Origin of the sequence: Streptomyces sp. NRRL S-244 (genome assembly GCF_000717915.1) — a bacterium.
Classification (GTDB): Bacteria; Actinomycetota; Actinomycetes; order Streptomycetales; family Streptomycetaceae; genus Streptomyces.
Genome location: NZ_JOCX01000010.1, coordinates 210,562 through 225,688, shown reverse-complemented (window position 1 = coordinate 225,688; position 15,127 = coordinate 210,562). Strand labels below are relative to the sequence as shown.

Genomic DNA, 15,127 nt, shown 5'->3' with positions numbered 1-15,127 from the left:
CGATGGAATCAGTGACTTCGATTGTGGAAACCCTTCGGGCGGCGGGCTGCGTCTTCGCGGAGGAGGAGGCGCAGCTGCTGACGGCCGCCGCCGAGGACGACGGGCACCTGGCGGACCTGGTGGCCCGCCGGGCCGGCGGCGAACCGCTGGAACACGTCGTCGGCTGGGCGGAGTTCTGCGGGCTGCGCATGCGCGTGGGCGAGGGGGCCTTCGTACCGCGCCGGCGCACCGAGTTCCTGGTGCAGGAGGCCGTGGCCCTGGGCCGGCCGGACGCCGTCGTACTGGACCTGTGCTGCGGGGTCGGCGCGCTGGGCGCGGCGGTGGCGGCGCAGCTGGGCCCCCGGGTGGAACTGCACGCGGCGGACATCGACCCGGCGGCGCTGGCGTACGCGCGGCTGAACGTGGCCCCGTACGGCGGGCAGGTCCACGAGGGCGACCTGTACGCGGCGCTGCCGGACTCGCTGCGCGGGCGGGTGGACCTGCTGCTGGTCAACGCCCCGTACGTACCGACGGAGGAGATCGGGCTGCTCCCGGCGGAGGCCCGCGACCACGAGCCGCTGACCTCCCTGGACGGCGGCCCGGACGGCCTGGACATCCACCGCCGGGTCGCGGCGGGGGCCCTGCCGTGGCTGGCACCGGGCGGTCGCCTGCTGATCGAGACGAGCGCCCGCCAGTCCCCCCGTACGGCCTCGGCCCTCGTGGCGGCAGGCCTGGCGGTCCGCGCCACCACGTCGGAGGACCTGCACGCGACGCTGGCGATCGGCACGCGCGCCGCCTAGACCGGGGCCATCGCACGGACAACGCGTCGGCGGGGGTGACGAGTTGGCGGGGCGCGGCCCACGGCCGGCGGGGTCACGGGCTCCCGCCGGCGCCGGCATCGCCGTACGCTGGCAGGGTGACGCTTGAGGACCTCGTACGGCTGCGCCGGGCCCGGGACATGATGGACCGCGAGTACGCGCGCCCCCTCGACGTGGCCGAGCTGGCGCGCGTGGCCCTGATGTCGCCGGGGCACTTCTCCCGCAGCTTCCGGGCCGCCTTCGGGGAGACCCCGTACAGCTACCTGATGACGCGCCGCGTCGAGCGGGCCAAGGCGCTGCTGCGGCGCGGCGACCTGAGCGTGACGGAGGTCTGCTTCGAGGTCGGCTGCACCTCGCTGGGGTCGTTCAGCTCCCGCTTCACCGAGCTGGTCGGCGAGAGCCCGAGCGCGTACCGGGCCCGCAGCCACGAACCGGGCGCGGCCATTCCGGCGTGCATCGCCAAGATCCTCACGCGGCCGGTCAGGAACGGCCCGGCCGAGAGCGGCCCGGAAGCGGAATCCGCCGCCCGCGCTTAGCGTCGGTGGCATGGAAATCAAGCTGTCCCAGTGCTTCATCGCGGTCGACGACCACGAAAAGGCGCTCGCCTTCTACCGCGACGCCCTCGGCCTGGAGGTGCGCAACGACGTGGCGTTCGAGGGGATGCGCTGGGTGACCGTCGGCTCGCCCGCGCAGCCGGACGTGGAGATCGTCCTCGAACCGCCGGCCGCCAACCCGAACGCGGCGCCCGCCGACAAGCGGGCGATGGCCGAACTGCTGGCCAAGGGCATGCTGCGCGGGGTGATCTTCTCCACCGACGACGTCGACGCCGCCTTCGAACGCATCCGGGCCGCCGGCGGCGAGGTGCTCCAGGAGCCGGCCGACCAGCCGTACGGCGTCCGCGACTGCGCCTTCCGCGACCCGGCCGGCAACATGCTCCGCTTCAACCAGCCCCGCGCTCGTGGGTGATTTTGCAAGCAGGTGCTTGCAATAGTTAGCAGAGTGCGGCAGGATCGGGGCATGGCATCGCTCAACGTCGGAAATCTCGGCGAATACCTCCGTGAGCAGCGGCGGCAGGCCCAGCTTTCGCTGCGGCAGCTGGCCGATGCGGCGGGGGTGTCGAATCCGTACCTGAGCCAGATCGAGCGCGGGCTGCGCAAGCCGAGCGCGGACATCCTCCAGCAGCTGGCCAAGGCGCTGCGGATCTCCGCGGAGACGCTGTACGTGCAGGCCGGGATCCTCGACGAGCGCGATCGCGACGAGGTCGAGACGCGGGCCGTCATACTCGGCGACCCGTCCATCAACGAGCGGCAGAAGCAGGTGCTGCTCCAGATCTACGACTCGTTCCGCAAGGAGAACGCGGCCGAGGCCGACCCGGCCGATCCGTCCGACCCGTCCGGCGGGGACGACGCGATGCACCCTACGAACTGAACTGTGATCCGGGAGGACCAGCCACCATGGCCATCGCCGATGACCTGAAGAAGACCCTCACCGACCCGACGCCGCTCTACTTCGCCGCCGGCACCGCCGACCTCGCGGTGCAGCAGGCCAAGAAGGTGCCCGGGCTCATCGAGCAGCTGCGCGCCGAGGCTCCCGCGCGCATCGAGGCCGTGAAGAACACCGACCCGAAGATCGTGCAGGACAAGGCGCGCGAGGCGCAGGAGGCGGTCACCGCCAAGTTCGCCGAGGTGCTGACCGCGATCGACCCGAAGAAGCTCGGGGAGACCGCGCAGGACCTGGCGCTGCGCGGGGTCGGCGTGGCCGCCGAGTACGCGGTGCGCGCCAAGGAGACGTACGACAAGGTCGCCGAGCACGGCGAGCAGGCCGTACGGACGTGGCGCGGCGAGGTCTCGGAGGAGATCGTCGACATCGCGGTCGCCGTCGAGCCCAAGCAGGAGCAGCCGGAGCAGGAGGCCGCGGGGGAGCCCGCCGCCGGCTTCTCGGCCGACGAGAAGCCCGCCGCCCGGCGGACCGCGACGCGCAAGAACAACGTGAAGAAGGCCGCCGTCGTCGCCGGCGACGAGAGCTGAAACCGTGACGGCGGGCCGGGCACCAGTGCGGTGTCCGGCCCGTTGTTGTTTGCGAGGGCCGCTCTGCCGGTAGCGTGGAGGCAAGCGGCATCAGGCGGCATCAGGCGTGCAGGCGTGAGAAGGCGGTCAGGCGATGTTGATGAACGGGTTCGATAACGGAGTGCTTCCGTTGCTCGGGTTCGCCATGCTGGCACTCGCCGTCGTGGCCTTCGTCTTCGCGCTGCTGGCGCGCGAGGACGCGTACCGCGCCGCCGACAAGCAGACCAAGACGTTCTGGCTGGTCATCCTCGGGGTCACCGTGCTGGTGGACTTCTTCCTGGGGATGCTGTTCCTGGAGATCGCCGGCCTCGTGGCCACCATCGTGTTCTTCGTCGACGTACGCCCGGCCCTCAAGCAGGTCTCGGGCGGTGGCCGGGGCGGCCGGCGCAGCGGTGGGAGCAGCAGCGACGGTCCGTACGGCCCGTACAACGGCGGGCGCTGACCCCGTCAGGATTCGTTGCGCGAGAGCAGCACCACGGCCACGTCGTCGGTGAGCTCGCCGCCGTTGAGGCGCCGGGCCTCGGTGACGGAGGCCTCCAGCAGGCCCTCGCCGCTCAGGCCGCGGTCGAGGTGCCGGTTGATCATCTCGACCATCCCGTCCTGCCCCAGCCGCTCCTTGCCCTCGCCGATGCGGCCTTCGATCAGGCCGTCGGTGTAGAGCATCAGGCTCCAGGTGCCGCCCAGCTCGACCTGGCGGCGCGGCCATCGGGCCTTGGGCAGCAGGCCGAGCGCCGGGCCGCTGTTCTCGTACGGGAGGAGCTGCGCGCGGCGGCCCGGCCGGGATATCAGCGGGGCCGGATGGCCGGCCAGGCACAGGCCGGCGCGGCGGCCGTCGGGGGAGATGTCGACCGTGCACAGGGTCGCGAAGATCTCGTCGCCGGGGCGCTCCACCTCCAGGACCTCCTGGAGGGTCGACAGCAGGTCGTCGCCGCAGAGGCCGGCCAGGGTCAGGGCGCGCCAGGCGATGCGGAGCTCGACGCCGAGGGCGGCCTCGTCGGGGCCGTGGCCGCAGACGTCGCCGATCATGGCGTGGACGGTGCCGTCGGGGGTGCGGACGGTGTCGTAGAAGTCCCCGCCGAGGAGGGCGCGGCTGCGGCCGGGGCGGTAGCGGGCGGCGAAGCGGAGATCGGAGCCTTCGAGGAGGGGGTTGGGGAGCAGGCCCCGCTCCAGGCGGGCGTTCTCCTGGGCCCGAAGTTTCGATTCTGCGAGCTTGTACTGGGCGATGTCCGCCCGCTTTCTCTCCACGGCGTAGCGGATCGCCCGGCTCAGCAGGCGGCCGTCGAGCTCGTCGCGGAAGAGGAAGTCCTGCGCGCCGACCCGTACGGCCTCGGCGGCGCGCTCGGCGTCGGCCTCGGCGGTGAGGACGAGCACGGCGTGGCGGGGCGCGATCCGCAGCACCTCGCGGAGGGTGTCCAACTGGTCGACGACGGCGGTGCGCGCGCCGCCCGCCGTCGTGGATCCGGTGGCGGGGAGGGAGAGGTCGAGCAGGATGCAGTGCACGTCGTGGGTGAGCAGGCGTGCGGCCTCGGTGAGGTTGCGGGCGGTGCGGAGGCGGATGCGGTGCCGGTCGGCGTCGAGGATCTCGGGGACGGTGAGCCCGCCCGCGGGGTCGTCCTCGATCACCAGCAGGGTCAGGGACGCCTGGGGTGCGGTGGCGTGCGCGGCCGCCGGCGGGGATGCCTGCGCGATTGTCTGCGGGATCGCCTGCGGGATTGCCTGAGCGCTCTCCGTGGCGGGGGTGTCCCTCTGCCGCGGTACGGGTACGGCCATCGTCTCCGGTTCCTTCCCTCCCCCCGAGGGTGCGTCCGGCAGACCCTAGCGGGCGGTGGCCGGGAAGCGGAATGGCGTTCTGGGCCAGGGCCGCAGTCATATGCCGTTATCGCGGGGGAAAGTCCGCCTCACTGGGTGCCCACTGAATGAGAAACGTCACGGCATGCGTGATCGATGTCCCGACCAACGAGACGCAGTCCGACCCTCCGGGGTTCCCTCGCCGCAGGCGGCGGTCACGCGTCGGGGCGGACCACTGCCTTGATCGGCATCGAGCCGGCTCCGGCCAGGGTGACGTTGCGGCCCGGGCGGGGGGCGTGGATCATCGCGCCGTCGCCGACGTACATCCCGACGTGGCTCGCGTCGTCGAAGTAGATGATCAGGTCACCCGGCCGCATGTCCTTGACCGCGACCTTCGGCAGCAGCCGCAGCTGCTCCTGCGAGGTGCGCGGGATGCCCTTGCCCGCCGCCCGCCAGGCCTGCGAGGTGAGGCCGGAGCAGTCGAACGAGTCCGGTCCCTCGGCGCCCCACACGTACGGCTTGCCCATCTGCGCCGTGGCGTACTGGACCGCCTTCTTCCCCGACTCCGACGCCGAGCTGTTGATCTCCTTCAGCACGCCCGTCGACAGCCACGCCGTCTGGGCCTTGTACTGGGCTTCCTGCTCCAGCTGGATCAGCCGGGCCTTCGCCTCGGCCTCCAGCTTGCTCTCCAGCGACTCGGCCGACTTGATCTTCTCCTCGATCTGCTTCTTCGAGGTCTCCTGCTTGATCCGGTTGGCTTCGAGCTTCTCCCACTGCGCGCTCGCGTCCTTCGCGTACTGCTGCAAGTCGCTCTGCGTGCGGTTCATTTCGGAGAGCAGGTCCGTGGTCGCCTTCTCGCCCTGGCGGATCCGGTCCGCCCCGTCGAGGAACTGGCTCGGGCTGTTGCTCAGCGCCAGTTGGGCGCCGGCCGGCATCCCGCCCGAGCGGTACTGGGCGCGCGCGGCGGCCCCCGCGCGGTTCTTCAGCGCCGTGATCCGGTCCTGGCCGGCCACCACCTGCTTCGCGATCTCGACGATCTTGGCGGACTGCGCCTTGGCCTCGCTCTCCGCGAGGTTGTACGCGTCCGTCGCCGTGCCCGCCTGGCGGTACAGCTCGTCGATCTCCTGGCGCACCTGCTCAAGGGACTTGGCGCCGGGCTCGGGCATCGGCGCCGCCTGGGCCGTGCCCGTCATGGCCGACACCGCCAGCAGCGCCGTCGCACACAGCAGCGTGAGGGCGGACGCGCCCCTCCATCGCCTGCGCTCCACGGTCCCCATGGTCCCCCCAAGGTGCCCCGAGTCGGATCCGGTATCAGATCTGACTATTCATCAGTAACTTTGCCCTGCCTTCGGGATGGTGCCACGAGTGGGTGAATTCCAACACCCTCACGGATGCCGTCCCGATCTTGACTCTCGTCCTGGCCCGGCCCCGGCCCCGGCCCCCGGTCCCGCCCAGTCCCCCACACCTGTCCCCGACGACTCAACGGGCCACCCCGGCAACCGGTTCCCCGTCCCGCCACATTCACCCCGCCGGGCGCAACGCCTCCCAGCGCACGGTCAGTTCCCCCTGCCGCCACCGCCCCGGCCCGTCCGCCAGCGGCCAGTCCGCGGCCAGCGCACGCGCCGTCCGGATCCAGCGCTGCCGCGCGCCGTACGAGGCGTACGGGGAGGCCGCCGCCCACGCGCGGTCGAAGTCGCGCAGGAACGCGTGCACCGGTTCCCCCGGCACATTGCGGTGGATGAGCGCCTTCGGCAGCCGCTCCGCCAGGTCCGAGGGTCGCTCCAGGGAGCCCAGCCGGGTCGCGAACGTCACCGTGCGCGCCCCCTCGGGCCCCAACGCGACCCACACATGGCGCCGTCCGATCTCGTCACAGGTGCCCTCGACGAGCAGCCCGTCCGGGGTCAGCCGGGCGCACAGCCGCTCCCACACCTCCGCGACCTGCTCCTCGTCGTACTGGCGCAGTACGTTCGCCGCGCGGATCAGCGTCGGCCGGGCCCCGCCCTCCAGCGGCACCTCGAACCCGCCGTGCCGGAAGCTCAGCCCCTCCCGCTCGTACGGCTTCGCCCCCGCGACCCGCGCCGGCTCGATCTCGATGCCGACCACCCGCACCCGCGGCGCCGCCTCCCGCAGCCGGGCCAGCAGCTCGACCGCCGTCCACGGCGCGGCCCCGTAGCCGAGGTCCACCGCGACCGGGGCCTCCGAGCGCCGCAGCACCGGCCCGTGCGTGGCCGCGATCCAGCGGTCCATCCGGCGCAGCCGGTTCGGATTCGTCGTCCCGCGCGTCACCGTGCCCACGGGGCGGCGCGGGGGCGGGGCGGCGGAGCGGGAGGACATGCGCCGAGCGTAAGCGGAGCGCACCCACCTGACGGAATCCGCCCCCGGGCAGGCCCTCGACGCAAACGCCGAGGAAAAAGGCGCGCTCCCCCGGAATGCGGGACGCGGCCATCCGGGTTGCACTCCTTGAAGGGCGCCCCGTGCGCTCCTTCCGTCATGCCCTGCACGTGCCCTGTCCGCGTTCCGCCGGTGGTCCGCACTCCCACCGCGCGCCGTCCGAGTGTCGTCCGAGCGAGAGGAACTGCTCCCTTGAGCCAGTACGTGTCCCGCCTCGGCGGCAGCATCGGCGGGCGCATCGCCGCCGCCCGCGGCACCCGCCACGACCCGCCGCGCCTGCGCCTGCCGGCCGTCGGCCACCACCGCAAGCCGCGCCGCGTGGCCATGCTCAGCGTGCACACCTCACCGCTGCACCAGCCCGGCACCGGCGACGCCGGCGGCATGAACGTGTACATCGTGGAGCTGGCCAAGCGCCTCGCCGCGATCAACATCGAGGTCGAGATCTTCACCCGCGCCACCGAGGGCGGCCTGCCGTCCGCGGTCGAGCTGGCCCCCGGGGTCCTCGTACGGCACGTGGACGCGGGCCCGTACGAAGGCCTCGCCAAGGAGGAGCTCCCGGCCCAGCTGTGCGCCTTCACCCACGGCGTCATGCAGGCCTGGGCCGGCCACCGGCCCGGCTACTACGACCTCGTCCACTCCCACTACTGGCTCTCCGGCCACGTCGGCTGGCTCGCCGCCGAGCGCTGGGGCGTCCCCCTCGTCCACGCCATGCACACCATGGCCAAGGTCAAGAACGCCGCGCTCGCCGAGGGCGACACGCCCGAGCCCGCCGCCCGCGTCATCGGCGAGACCCAGATCGTGGCCGCCGCCGACCGGCTCATCGCGAACACCACAGAAGAGGCCGACGAGCTCGTCCGGCACTACGAGGCCGACCCCGGCAAGGTGGCCGTCGTCCACCCCGGCGTGAACCTCGACCGCTTCACCGTCGGCGACGGCCGGGCCGCCGCCCGCGCCCGCCTCGGCCTGCCGCAGGACGCCGTCATCCCGCTCTTCGCCGGCCGGATCCAGCCGCTCAAGGCCCCCGACATCCTGCTGCGCGCGGTCGCCGAGCTCGTCGACCGCGACCCCTCGCTGCGCCGGCGCCTCTTCGTCCCGGTCGTCGGCGGACCCAGCGGCAGCGGGCTCGCCAAGCCGGAGGGGCTCCAGAAGCTCGCCGCGAAGCTCGGCATCGCCGACATCGTCCACTTCCACCCGCCGGTCCGCCAGGACGCGCTCGCCGACTGGTTCCGGGCGGCGTCCGTGCTGGTCATGCCCTCGTACAGCGAGTCCTTCGGGCTCGTCGCGATCGAGGCCCAGGCCACCGGCACCCCGGTGCTGGCCGCCGCGGTCGGCGGGCTGCCGGTCGCCGTCAACGACGGCGTGACGGGGATCCTCGTACCCGGGCACGACCCGGTGGACTACGCGCGCGAGCTACGGCGCTTCGTCGACGAGCCGGGACTCGCGGACCGGATGGGCGCCGAGGCCGCGCGGCACGCGCAGTTCTTCGGCTGGGACACGGCGGCGAGCGGCACGGCGGACGTGTACACCGCGGCGATGCATGATCACCGCCGTCGCGTACGCTCCCACCATGGCTGACACCGCCGCGATCATCGAGAGCACGCTGACCGAGGCCGGACTGGGCTGGGAGAGCCCCGAGCCCGGTTCGTACGTCGTCCAGCTCCCCGGCACGCGCAAGCTGTCCACCACCTGCTCGCTCCGGGCCGGGCGGCACTCGCTGTCGGTCAACGCGTTCGTGATCCGCCACCCCGACGAGAACGAGGCGGGCGTCCACCGCTGGCTGCTGGAACGCAACCTCAAGCTGTACGGGATGGCCTACGCGGTCGACCCGCTCGGCGACATCTACCTGACGGCCCGGCTCCCGCTGTCGGTCGTCACCCCGGAGGATCTGGACCGGCTGCTCGGCACGGTCCTGGAGGCGGCGGACGGCGCGTTCAACACGCTGCTGGAGCTGGGCTTCGCGAGCGCGATCCGGCGCGAGTACGAGTGGCGCGTCTCGCGCGGCGAGCCGACCCGCAACCTGGACGCCTTCAAGCACCTGACGCAGCCGTCGCGGACGTCGTCCTAGGCTTCGGCGACGGCCGGGGCCGTCGCCGGGACCGTCGGCGCGGCAGACGGTGCCGGTGCAGATGCCGGTGCCGTGACCACGGGCCGGGGCTCGCCGTCCGCCAGTCTCCGCATCAGCAGCCAGTAGCCCAGCGCCGCCACCGTGCCCAGCAGCGCCACGGACGCCCAGAGCCAGTCGGCGCCCCACCGGTCGATCATGAATCCGGCCATCAGCGGAGCCATCAGCGCGGCCACCGCCCAGGACATCGTGTACATGCCCTGGTAGCGGCCGCGCCCGTGCAGCGGGGAGAGCCGGGCGACCAGGCCCATCTGGGTCGGGGAGTTGACGATCTCGGCCAGCGTCCAGACGCAGACCGTCAGCCCCAGGCTCCACACCGACCCGGCGAAGGCCGTCAGCCCGAACCCGTACCCGGCCAGCAGCGCCGAGATCAACAGCAGCTTCTGCGGGTCGCCCTTCTCCAGGAACCGGGTGACCGGGATCTGCAGCAGCACGATCAGCACCCCGTTGACGGCGATGACCAGACCGTAGTCCCTGGCGGAGAAGCCACCCGAGCCCATCGCCAGCGGCAGCCCGAACGAGCCCTGCATGAAGATCAGCGAGATCAGGAACGACAGCCCGACCACGCCCATGAAGCGCCCGTCCCGCAGTACCGTCCCGAGCCCGATCTCCGGCTCGGCGGCCGCCTGCTCCGCGGTGGTCCGCTCCGGCCGCGACTCCGGCAGCTTCATGTACACGAGGACCGCGCAGACCAGCGTCAGCGCCGCCTCGCCGAGGAAGCCGGCCAGGTAGCTGTACTCGGCGACGAAGCCCGCGGCCGTCGCCGAGACGGCGAAGCCGAGGTTGATCGCCCAGTAGTTCAGCGCGAAGGCGCGGACCCGGTCCTCCGGCCGGACGATGTCCGCCATCATCGCCTGCACGGCCGGGCGCGAGGCGTCCGAGGTCATGCCGACCAGCAGCGCCACCGCCGCGATCGCGGCCGGGTGCTCCATGAAGCCGAGCAGCGCCACCGAGAACGCCGTCGAGGCCTGGGCCGCCACCAGGGTGGGGCGCCGGCCGAGGCGGTCGGCCATCACGCCCGCGCCGAGCGAGGAGACGACCCCGCCGAGCCCGTGCAGGGCCACCACGAGTCCCGCGAAGGAGGCCGAATAGCCCCGGTCCACGGTCAGGTACAAGGTCATGAAAGTGGCGACGAACGCCCCGAGCCGGTTCACCAGGGTGCTGGTCCACAGCCACCAGAACTCGCGGGGGAGGCCGGCCACGCTCTCACGCGCCGCCCGTCTGAGACTGGCAACGGACATGACGGATTCCCCCCGGTGATGTAAGTGTCTCTCCTGCTCATCGCACCCTACGGGTGGGGGGTCCGCGCGGGCTACCGAATTGACGCGCACCGTCAATCCACGGCTCGTCGGCGGCCGTGGACGCCGCGCGCGGGCGCTCCCGCGCGTCCATTAGGCTCGTACGCATGGCCGACGCACCGTACAAGCTGATCCTCCTCCGCCACGGCGAGAGCGAGTGGAACGCGAAGAACCTGTTCACCGGCTGGGTGGACGTCAATCTCAACGAGAAGGGCGAGAAGGAGGCGGTCCGCGGCGGTGAGCTGCTCAAGGACGCCGGCCTGCTCCCCGATGTCGTGCACACCTCGCTCCAGAAGCGCGCGATCCGCACCGCGCAGATGGCGCTCGAGGCCGCCGACCGCCACTGGATCCCGGTCCACCGCTCCTGGCGCCTGAACGAGCGCCACTACGGTGCGCTCCAGGGCAAGGACAAGGCCCAGACCCTCGCCGAGTTCGGCGAGGAGCAGTTCATGCTGTGGCGCCGCTCGTACGACACCCCGCCGCCGGCCCTCGAGGACGGTACGGAGTTCTCCCAGTCCGAGGACCCGCGCTACGCGACCATCCCGCCGGAGCTGCGCCCGAAGACGGAGTGCCTGAAGGACGTCGTCGTCCGCATGCTCCCGTACTGGTACGACGGCATCGTCCCGGACCTCCTCGCGGGCCGCACCGTCCTGGTCGCCGCGCACGGCAACAGCCTCCGCGCGCTGGTCAAGCACCTGGACGGCATCTCCGACGCCGACATCGCGGGCCTCAACATCCCGACCGGCATCCCGCTCGCCTACGAGCTGGACGCCGAGTTCAAGCCCCTCAAGCCGGGCGGCACCTACCTCGACCCGGCCGCCGCCGCGGCCGCCATCGAGGCCGTCAAGAACCAGGGCAAGAAGAAGTAGTCCTCACGCACGAACAGGCCCTCTACCCGCCGGTTTTCGGCGGGTAGAGGGCCTGTTGGCGTTCGGGGGCGAGGGCGGGGCGGGGGAGGGGAGTCGGCGACGGACCGGGGATCTTGGTCGCTCGGGTGGACCAACCGGTCACCTGCGCGGGCCAAGTATCGGTTCGTCGGGGTGCGGAGTGCGGAGGGTGAGGGTCCGATGGGCTCGCGGGCCGACCGGTCCCGTATTCACTCGTCCTCCGCGAGAGCCTCGGCTCCCCGCGGGGAAGGAACTCGCTCCGTGAACCAGAAGCCCGTTTCCCAGCGCTCCCGCGCCCCCCGCCGGGTGCTCCTCGCCTCCGCCCTGACAGCGGTGGCCCTCTCCGGCCAGCTCCTCACCATGGCGCCCGGCGCACTCGCGTACGACGGCCCCCACGGCGTCGGCGACAGCGACCGCCCCCACGGTGCCGGTGACAGCGACCGCCCCCACGGCTCCGGCGACAGCGACGGCCCCTACGGCGAGGGCGACAGGCCCAAGCCCAAGGAGCCGAAGGCGCCCACCGACATCCACGGCCTGCGGGACTTCACCGCGGACGGGTTCTTCACGCCGCCCGAGGGCGTCACCTCGGTGCACGTCCAGGCCTGGGGCGGCGGAGGGGGCGGAGGCGGCGGAGGCGGCGGCGCGAGCGCCGAGCTGACCGGCAACGGAGGCCAGGGCGGTGGCGGCGGCGCCGGCGGGTTCACCTGGTGCGTCATCAAGGTGAAGCCCGGCCAGAGCTACACGGTGGACGTGGGCGCCGGCGGCGGTGCCGGCGCAGTCGGTCCCGGCGGTGCCGCCGGCGGCAACAACGGACAGCCGGGCGGCACCGGCGGGACCGGCAGCCCGACGACGCTGACCTCGGCGGGTGGCATCCAGCTCAGCGCGACGGGCGGCACCGGCGGTGGCGGTGGGGGCGGCGGCACCGCCACGACCGGCACCCCGGGTACGGGCGGCGCCGGCGGCAACGGAACCTGCAACAGCCTCGACGTGACGAACCGCAGCGGTGCGAGCGGTCAGAGCGGCGCCCAGGGCGGCGTGGGCGGGGCCGCCGTCGACGGCATCGTGCAGCTGCCGGCGACGAACACCTCCGCGGGCGGCAACGGCGGTGGCGGCGGCGTGGGCGGCACCACCGTCGGCGGCCCCGGCAGCCCCGGTGGCCTGGGCGGCAACGGCTACCTCGTCGTGTTCTGGTAGGTCCGGCTTAGAGGGCCGAGAAGGTCCAGAGGACCGAGCAAGCCCGAGCAAGCCCGAGAAAGGCCCCCTGCCTGCGGATCTCCGCGGGCAGGGGGCCTCTCTCCTTACTGCTGCTACTGCTACTGCTACTACTGCTGGTGCCGTGCCGGCCCGGTTCGGCCGGGTCAGCCTCCGCACTGGCAGGGCGCGCCGGACTGGCAGCCGCAGCCGCAGCCCGAGCCGCAGCCGCAAGCCGCGAGCAGCGGGAGCCGCAGCGGTTCAGGCCGCGGTTGCTGCTGCTCGTGCTCCGGGGTGATGGGGACGGGGGAATCGGGCATGGATCCTCCTCGCAGGCGGCGTGCGTGGCGTCTTACTGCTTCTCAGAGCCTCTTACTGCCTTCGCCCTCATTCATGCCCAGCCGCACCGGCGCGTCAACGGCGCACTGGTGCAGATCGGCTCAGACGCCGTCGACCACCGTCGGCGCCTGCAGCTCGTCCGCGTGCTCGCCCGTCACCAGGTAGACCACGCGCTTGGCCACAGACACCGCGTGGTCCGCGAAGCGCTCGTAGTAGCGGCCCAGCAGGGTCACGTCCACCGCGGTCTCGATGCCGTGCTTCCAGCGGTCGTCCATCAGGTGCTGGAACAGGGTGCGGTGCAACTGGTCCATCTCGTCGTCGTCCTGCTCCAGCTGGAGGGCCAGGTCGACGTCCTTCGTGATGATGACCTCGGCCGCCTTCGCCATCAGGCGCTGCGCCAGCTGCCCCATCTCCAGGATGGTCGCGTGCAGGTCCCGCGGTACCGCGGTGTCCGGGAAGCGCAGCCGGGCCAGCTTCGCCACGTGCTGGGCCAGGTCGCCCGAGCGCTCCAGGTCGGCCGACATGCGCAGCGAGGTCACCACGATGCGCAGGTCGGTGGCGACCGGCTGCTGGCGGGCCAGCAGCGCGATGGCGCGGGCCTCCAGGTCGTGCTGGAGGTCGTCCACCTTCTGGTCGGCGGCGATGACGCTCTCGGCGAGCTTCAGGTCGGCGTCGAGCATGGACGTCGTGGCCCGCCCGATCGCGGAACCGACGAGCCGGGCCATTTCGACCAGGCCTTCCCCGATCGAGTCCAGTTCCTCGTGGTACGCGTCGCGCATGGATTGTCCCTCTCTTGCCTACTGCCTCTGCTGCCCGTGTGGGACGGGCCGGGGCGGCCTCGTGCCCCCACGTTGACACGGTGGGGCGCAAACGCGTCCGACTCCGGCATCACAAGTGAATCAGCCCCGTCGCCACGGTGAACTCTGGGCGACGAGTGTTCGAGGTGCCACCCGAACGGCTGTGGAAGTGCCGTCGAGCCTGCTTAACCTTGAGGCATGGACGTGAACGCGGCGGTCGCCGCAGCTGCAGCGATCGCCGGTCTTTGCACCGGTGTGATCGCGATGCTGGCGTTCCGCTGGAGCGAGCGCGACCAGGCCCGCCCCACCCGGAGCTCCATGCGCCCCGACATCAACGCGGTGCTCCCGCCCGGCGTGGACACCGTCCTCTCCGTGCTCCGCTCCTCCGCCGTCGTACTCGACGAGGGCGACGCGGTGGTCAAGGCCAGCTCGGCGGCGTACGCCCTCGGACTGGTACGCGGCGGCAAACTGGCCGTCGAGCCCATGCTCCACATGGCCCGCGACACCCGCCGCGACGGGGAAATACGCCAGGTCGAGCTCGACCTGCCCCGGCGCGGCACCGGCCGCGGCGAGGCCCTCGCGGTCTCGGCGCGCGTCGCCCCGCTCGGCTCACGGCTGGTCCTGCTCCTGGTCGAGGACCTCACCGAGGCCCGCCGCATCGAGGCCGTACGGCGCGACTTCGTCGCGAACGTGTCGCACGAGCTGAAGACGCCGGTGGGAGCGATCTCCCTGCTGTCCGAGGCCGTCATGGACGCCGCGGACGACCCCGAGGCGGTCAGCCGCTTCGCCGGCCGCATGCAGATCGAGGCCACCCGCCTGATCAACCTCGTACAGGAGCTCATCGACCTCTCCCGGGTCCAGAACGACGACCCGCTCGAGGACGCGGAGCCCGTACGGGTGGATACGCTCGTGGCCGAGGCCATCGACCGCTGCCGCCACACGGCGTCCTCCAAGCAGATCACCATGGCCGCGGGCGGCACCGCCGACCTGCGCGTCTGGGGCAACCGCGGCCAGCTCGCGGCGGCCCTGGGGAACCTGGTCGAGAACGCCGTCAACTACAGCCCCGCCCGCACCCGCGTCGGCATAGCCGGACGCAAGGTCGCGGCACCTGGGGGAGACTTGATCGAGATCGCCGTGACCGACCAGGGCATCGGCATCCCGGAAAAGGACCGCGAGCGCATCTTCGAGCGCTTCTACCGCGTGGACCCGGCCCGCTCCCGTGCCACGGGAGGAACCGGCCTCGGCCTTGCGATCGTGAAGCACGTAGCGGCCTCACACGGCGGGGAGGTGTCCGTATGGAGCTCCGAGGGTCAGGGCTCCACGTTCACCCTGCGCCTGCCGGAAGCAGCCGCTCCGGCACCTGCACCCGCGGCCGCCCCGGCCGTGGATCCCGCCCCCGCACCAAGCCACCCCACCCCCGCCTGAACCACGCTTCCCAGAGATCCACGCCA

The 15,127-nt window shown here is 72.4% G+C and carries 17 protein-coding genes; 11 read left to right on the top strand and 6 right to left on the bottom strand.

Going from position 1 to position 15,127, the window contains the following annotated elements; all coding sequences use genetic code 11:
* The first annotated feature begins 2 nt into the window (after positions 1-2).
* The 6 genes from IF02_RS0114945 to IF02_RS0114920 all read left to right on the top strand — a co-directional run bounded on the left by IF02_RS0114945 (position 3) and on the right by IF02_RS0114920 (position 3,305).
* Positions 3-779: a putative protein N(5)-glutamine methyltransferase gene (locus tag IF02_RS0114945; RefSeq protein ID WP_030157066.1), complete on the top strand. Its 777-nt coding sequence runs from the start codon at positions 3-5 to the stop codon at positions 777-779.
* A 116-nt stretch (positions 780-895) separates the two neighbouring features.
* Entirely contained in the window at positions 896-1,333 is a 438-nt protein-coding gene (locus IF02_RS0114940) for a helix-turn-helix domain-containing protein (protein WP_030157064.1), read from the top strand.
* A gap of 10 nt (positions 1,334-1,343) precedes the next feature.
* Positions 1,344-1,763 carry a VOC family protein gene (locus IF02_RS0114935; protein ID WP_030157063.1) on the top strand — a complete coding sequence of 140 codons (420 nt, stop codon included), beginning with the start codon at positions 1,344-1,346 and terminating at the stop codon, positions 1,761-1,763.
* A gap of 51 nt (positions 1,764-1,814) precedes the next feature.
* Positions 1,815-2,225 carry a helix-turn-helix domain-containing protein gene (locus IF02_RS0114930; protein ID WP_037836293.1) on the top strand — a complete coding sequence of 137 codons (411 nt, stop codon included), beginning with the start codon at positions 1,815-1,817 and terminating at the stop codon, positions 2,223-2,225.
* A 26-nt stretch (positions 2,226-2,251) separates the two neighbouring features.
* Entirely contained in the window at positions 2,252-2,824 is a 573-nt protein-coding gene (locus IF02_RS0114925; protein ID WP_030157061.1) for a hypothetical protein, read from the top strand.
* 133 nt (positions 2,825-2,957) lie between these two features.
* Positions 2,958-3,305 carry a DUF2516 family protein gene (locus IF02_RS0114920; RefSeq protein ID WP_030157060.1) on the top strand — a complete coding sequence of 116 codons (348 nt, stop codon included), beginning with the start codon at positions 2,958-2,960 and terminating at the stop codon, positions 3,303-3,305.
* Positions 3,306-3,310: 5 nt separating this feature from the next.
* Here IF02_RS0114920 and IF02_RS0114915 read toward each other — a convergent pair whose 3' ends face one another.
* The 3 genes from IF02_RS0114915 to IF02_RS0114905 all read right to left on the bottom strand — a co-directional run bounded on the left by IF02_RS0114915 (position 3,311) and on the right by IF02_RS0114905 (position 6,985).
* The gene (locus tag IF02_RS0114915; protein ID WP_030157059.1) at positions 3,311-4,633 is read right to left on the bottom strand and encodes a PP2C family protein-serine/threonine phosphatase; all 1,323 of its coding nucleotides are present in this window, start codon (positions 4,631-4,633) and stop codon (positions 3,311-3,313) included.
* Between the two features lie 233 nt (positions 4,634-4,866).
* A complete protein-coding gene (locus IF02_RS0114910) occupies positions 4,867-5,928 on the bottom strand; it encodes a C40 family peptidase (protein ID WP_199809225.1) in 1,062 nt (353 codons plus the stop codon).
* A gap of 244 nt (positions 5,929-6,172) precedes the next feature.
* Positions 6,173-6,985, bottom strand: a complete 813-nt coding sequence (locus IF02_RS0114905) for a methylase (RefSeq protein ID WP_030157057.1) — start codon at positions 6,983-6,985, stop codon at positions 6,173-6,175.
* Between the two features lie 249 nt (positions 6,986-7,234).
* On the opposite strand from IF02_RS0114905, the gene mshA reads away from it, so the two are divergent.
* Complete coding sequence (gene mshA / locus IF02_RS0114900) at positions 7,235-8,617, top strand: D-inositol-3-phosphate glycosyltransferase (protein WP_030157056.1); 1,383 nt, start codon at positions 7,235-7,237, stop codon at positions 8,615-8,617.
* Positions 8,610-9,107 (top strand): YbjN domain-containing protein, encoded by a 498-nt coding sequence (locus IF02_RS0114895; RefSeq protein ID WP_030157055.1) that lies wholly within the window; start codon positions 8,610-8,612, stop codon positions 9,105-9,107. The genes mshA and IF02_RS0114895 overlap by 8 nt, the downstream gene beginning before the upstream one ends.
* Here the strand turns inward: IF02_RS0114895 and IF02_RS0114890 are convergent.
* Complete coding sequence (locus tag IF02_RS0114890; RefSeq protein WP_030157054.1) at positions 9,104-10,405, bottom strand: MDR family MFS transporter; 1,302 nt, start codon at positions 10,403-10,405, stop codon at positions 9,104-9,106. The genes IF02_RS0114895 and IF02_RS0114890 overlap by 4 nt on opposite strands.
* A gap of 164 nt (positions 10,406-10,569) precedes the next feature.
* On the opposite strand from IF02_RS0114890, the gene IF02_RS0114885 reads away from it, so the two are divergent.
* Together IF02_RS0114885 and IF02_RS34805 are read left to right on the top strand one after the other, a co-directional pair.
* On the top strand, positions 10,570-11,331 hold the full coding sequence (locus tag IF02_RS0114885) for a phosphoglyceromutase (protein ID WP_030157053.1): 762 nt from the start codon (positions 10,570-10,572) through the stop codon (positions 11,329-11,331).
* A gap of 279 nt (positions 11,332-11,610) precedes the next feature.
* On the top strand, positions 11,611-12,543 hold the full coding sequence (locus tag IF02_RS34805; protein ID WP_030157052.1) for a hypothetical protein: 933 nt from the start codon (positions 11,611-11,613) through the stop codon (positions 12,541-12,543).
* A 164-nt stretch (positions 12,544-12,707) separates the two neighbouring features.
* Here IF02_RS34805 and IF02_RS35165 read toward each other — a convergent pair whose 3' ends face one another.
* Positions 12,708-12,860, bottom strand: a complete 153-nt coding sequence (locus IF02_RS35165) for a hypothetical protein (RefSeq protein ID WP_199809224.1) — start codon at positions 12,858-12,860, stop codon at positions 12,708-12,710.
* Positions 12,861-12,980: 120 nt separating this feature from the next.
* Positions 12,981-13,658, bottom strand: coding sequence for a phosphate signaling complex protein PhoU (phoU, locus tag IF02_RS0114875; protein WP_030157050.1), 678 nt, complete (start codon positions 13,656-13,658; stop codon positions 12,981-12,983).
* Positions 13,659-13,874: 216 nt separating this feature from the next.
* On the opposite strand from phoU, the gene IF02_RS0114870 reads away from it, so the two are divergent.
* On the top strand, positions 13,875-15,101 hold the full coding sequence (locus IF02_RS0114870; RefSeq protein WP_030157048.1) for a sensor histidine kinase: 1,227 nt from the start codon (positions 13,875-13,877) through the stop codon (positions 15,099-15,101).
* Positions 15,102-15,127 lie beyond the last annotated feature (26 nt).

What these genes read in the sequence shown, in the direction of transcription:
- IF02_RS0114945 (WP_030157066.1), top strand. Translation starts at nt 3, where the DNA reads ATGGAATCAGTGACTTCGATTGTGGAAACCCTTCGGGCGGCGGGCTGC.
- IF02_RS0114935 (WP_030157063.1), top strand. Translation starts at nt 1,344, where the DNA reads ATGGAAATCAAGCTGTCCCAGTGCTTCATCGCGGTCGACGACCACGAA.
- IF02_RS0114930 (WP_037836293.1), top strand. Translation starts at nt 1,815, where the DNA reads ATGGCATCGCTCAACGTCGGAAATCTCGGCGAATACCTCCGTGAGCAG.
- IF02_RS0114925 (WP_030157061.1), top strand. Translation starts at nt 2,252, where the DNA reads ATGGCCATCGCCGATGACCTGAAGAAGACCCTCACCGACCCGACGCCG.
- IF02_RS0114920 (WP_030157060.1), top strand. Translation starts at nt 2,958, where the DNA reads ATGTTGATGAACGGGTTCGATAACGGAGTGCTTCCGTTGCTCGGGTTC.
- IF02_RS0114915 (WP_030157059.1), bottom strand. Translation starts at nt 4,633, where the DNA reads ATGGCCGTACCCGTACCGCGGCAGAGGGACACCCCCGCCACGGAGAGC.
- IF02_RS0114910 (WP_199809225.1), bottom strand. Translation starts at nt 5,928, where the DNA reads ATGGGGACCGTGGAGCGCAGGCGATGGAGGGGCGCGTCCGCCCTCACG.
- IF02_RS0114905 (WP_030157057.1), bottom strand. Translation starts at nt 6,985, where the DNA reads ATGTCCTCCCGCTCCGCCGCCCCGCCCCCGCGCCGCCCCGTGGGCACG.
- IF02_RS0114895 (WP_030157055.1), top strand. Translation starts at nt 8,610, where the DNA reads ATGGCTGACACCGCCGCGATCATCGAGAGCACGCTGACCGAGGCCGGA.
- IF02_RS0114890 (WP_030157054.1), bottom strand. Translation starts at nt 10,405, where the DNA reads ATGTCCGTTGCCAGTCTCAGACGGGCGGCGCGTGAGAGCGTGGCCGGC.
- IF02_RS0114885 (WP_030157053.1), top strand. Translation starts at nt 10,570, where the DNA reads ATGGCCGACGCACCGTACAAGCTGATCCTCCTCCGCCACGGCGAGAGC.
- IF02_RS35165 (WP_199809224.1), bottom strand. Translation starts at nt 12,860, where the DNA reads ATGCCCGATTCCCCCGTCCCCATCACCCCGGAGCACGAGCAGCAGCAA.
- phoU (WP_030157050.1), bottom strand. Translation starts at nt 13,658, where the DNA reads ATGCGCGACGCGTACCACGAGGAACTGGACTCGATCGGGGAAGGCCTG.
- IF02_RS0114870 (WP_030157048.1), top strand. Translation starts at nt 13,875, where the DNA reads ATGGACGTGAACGCGGCGGTCGCCGCAGCTGCAGCGATCGCCGGTCTT.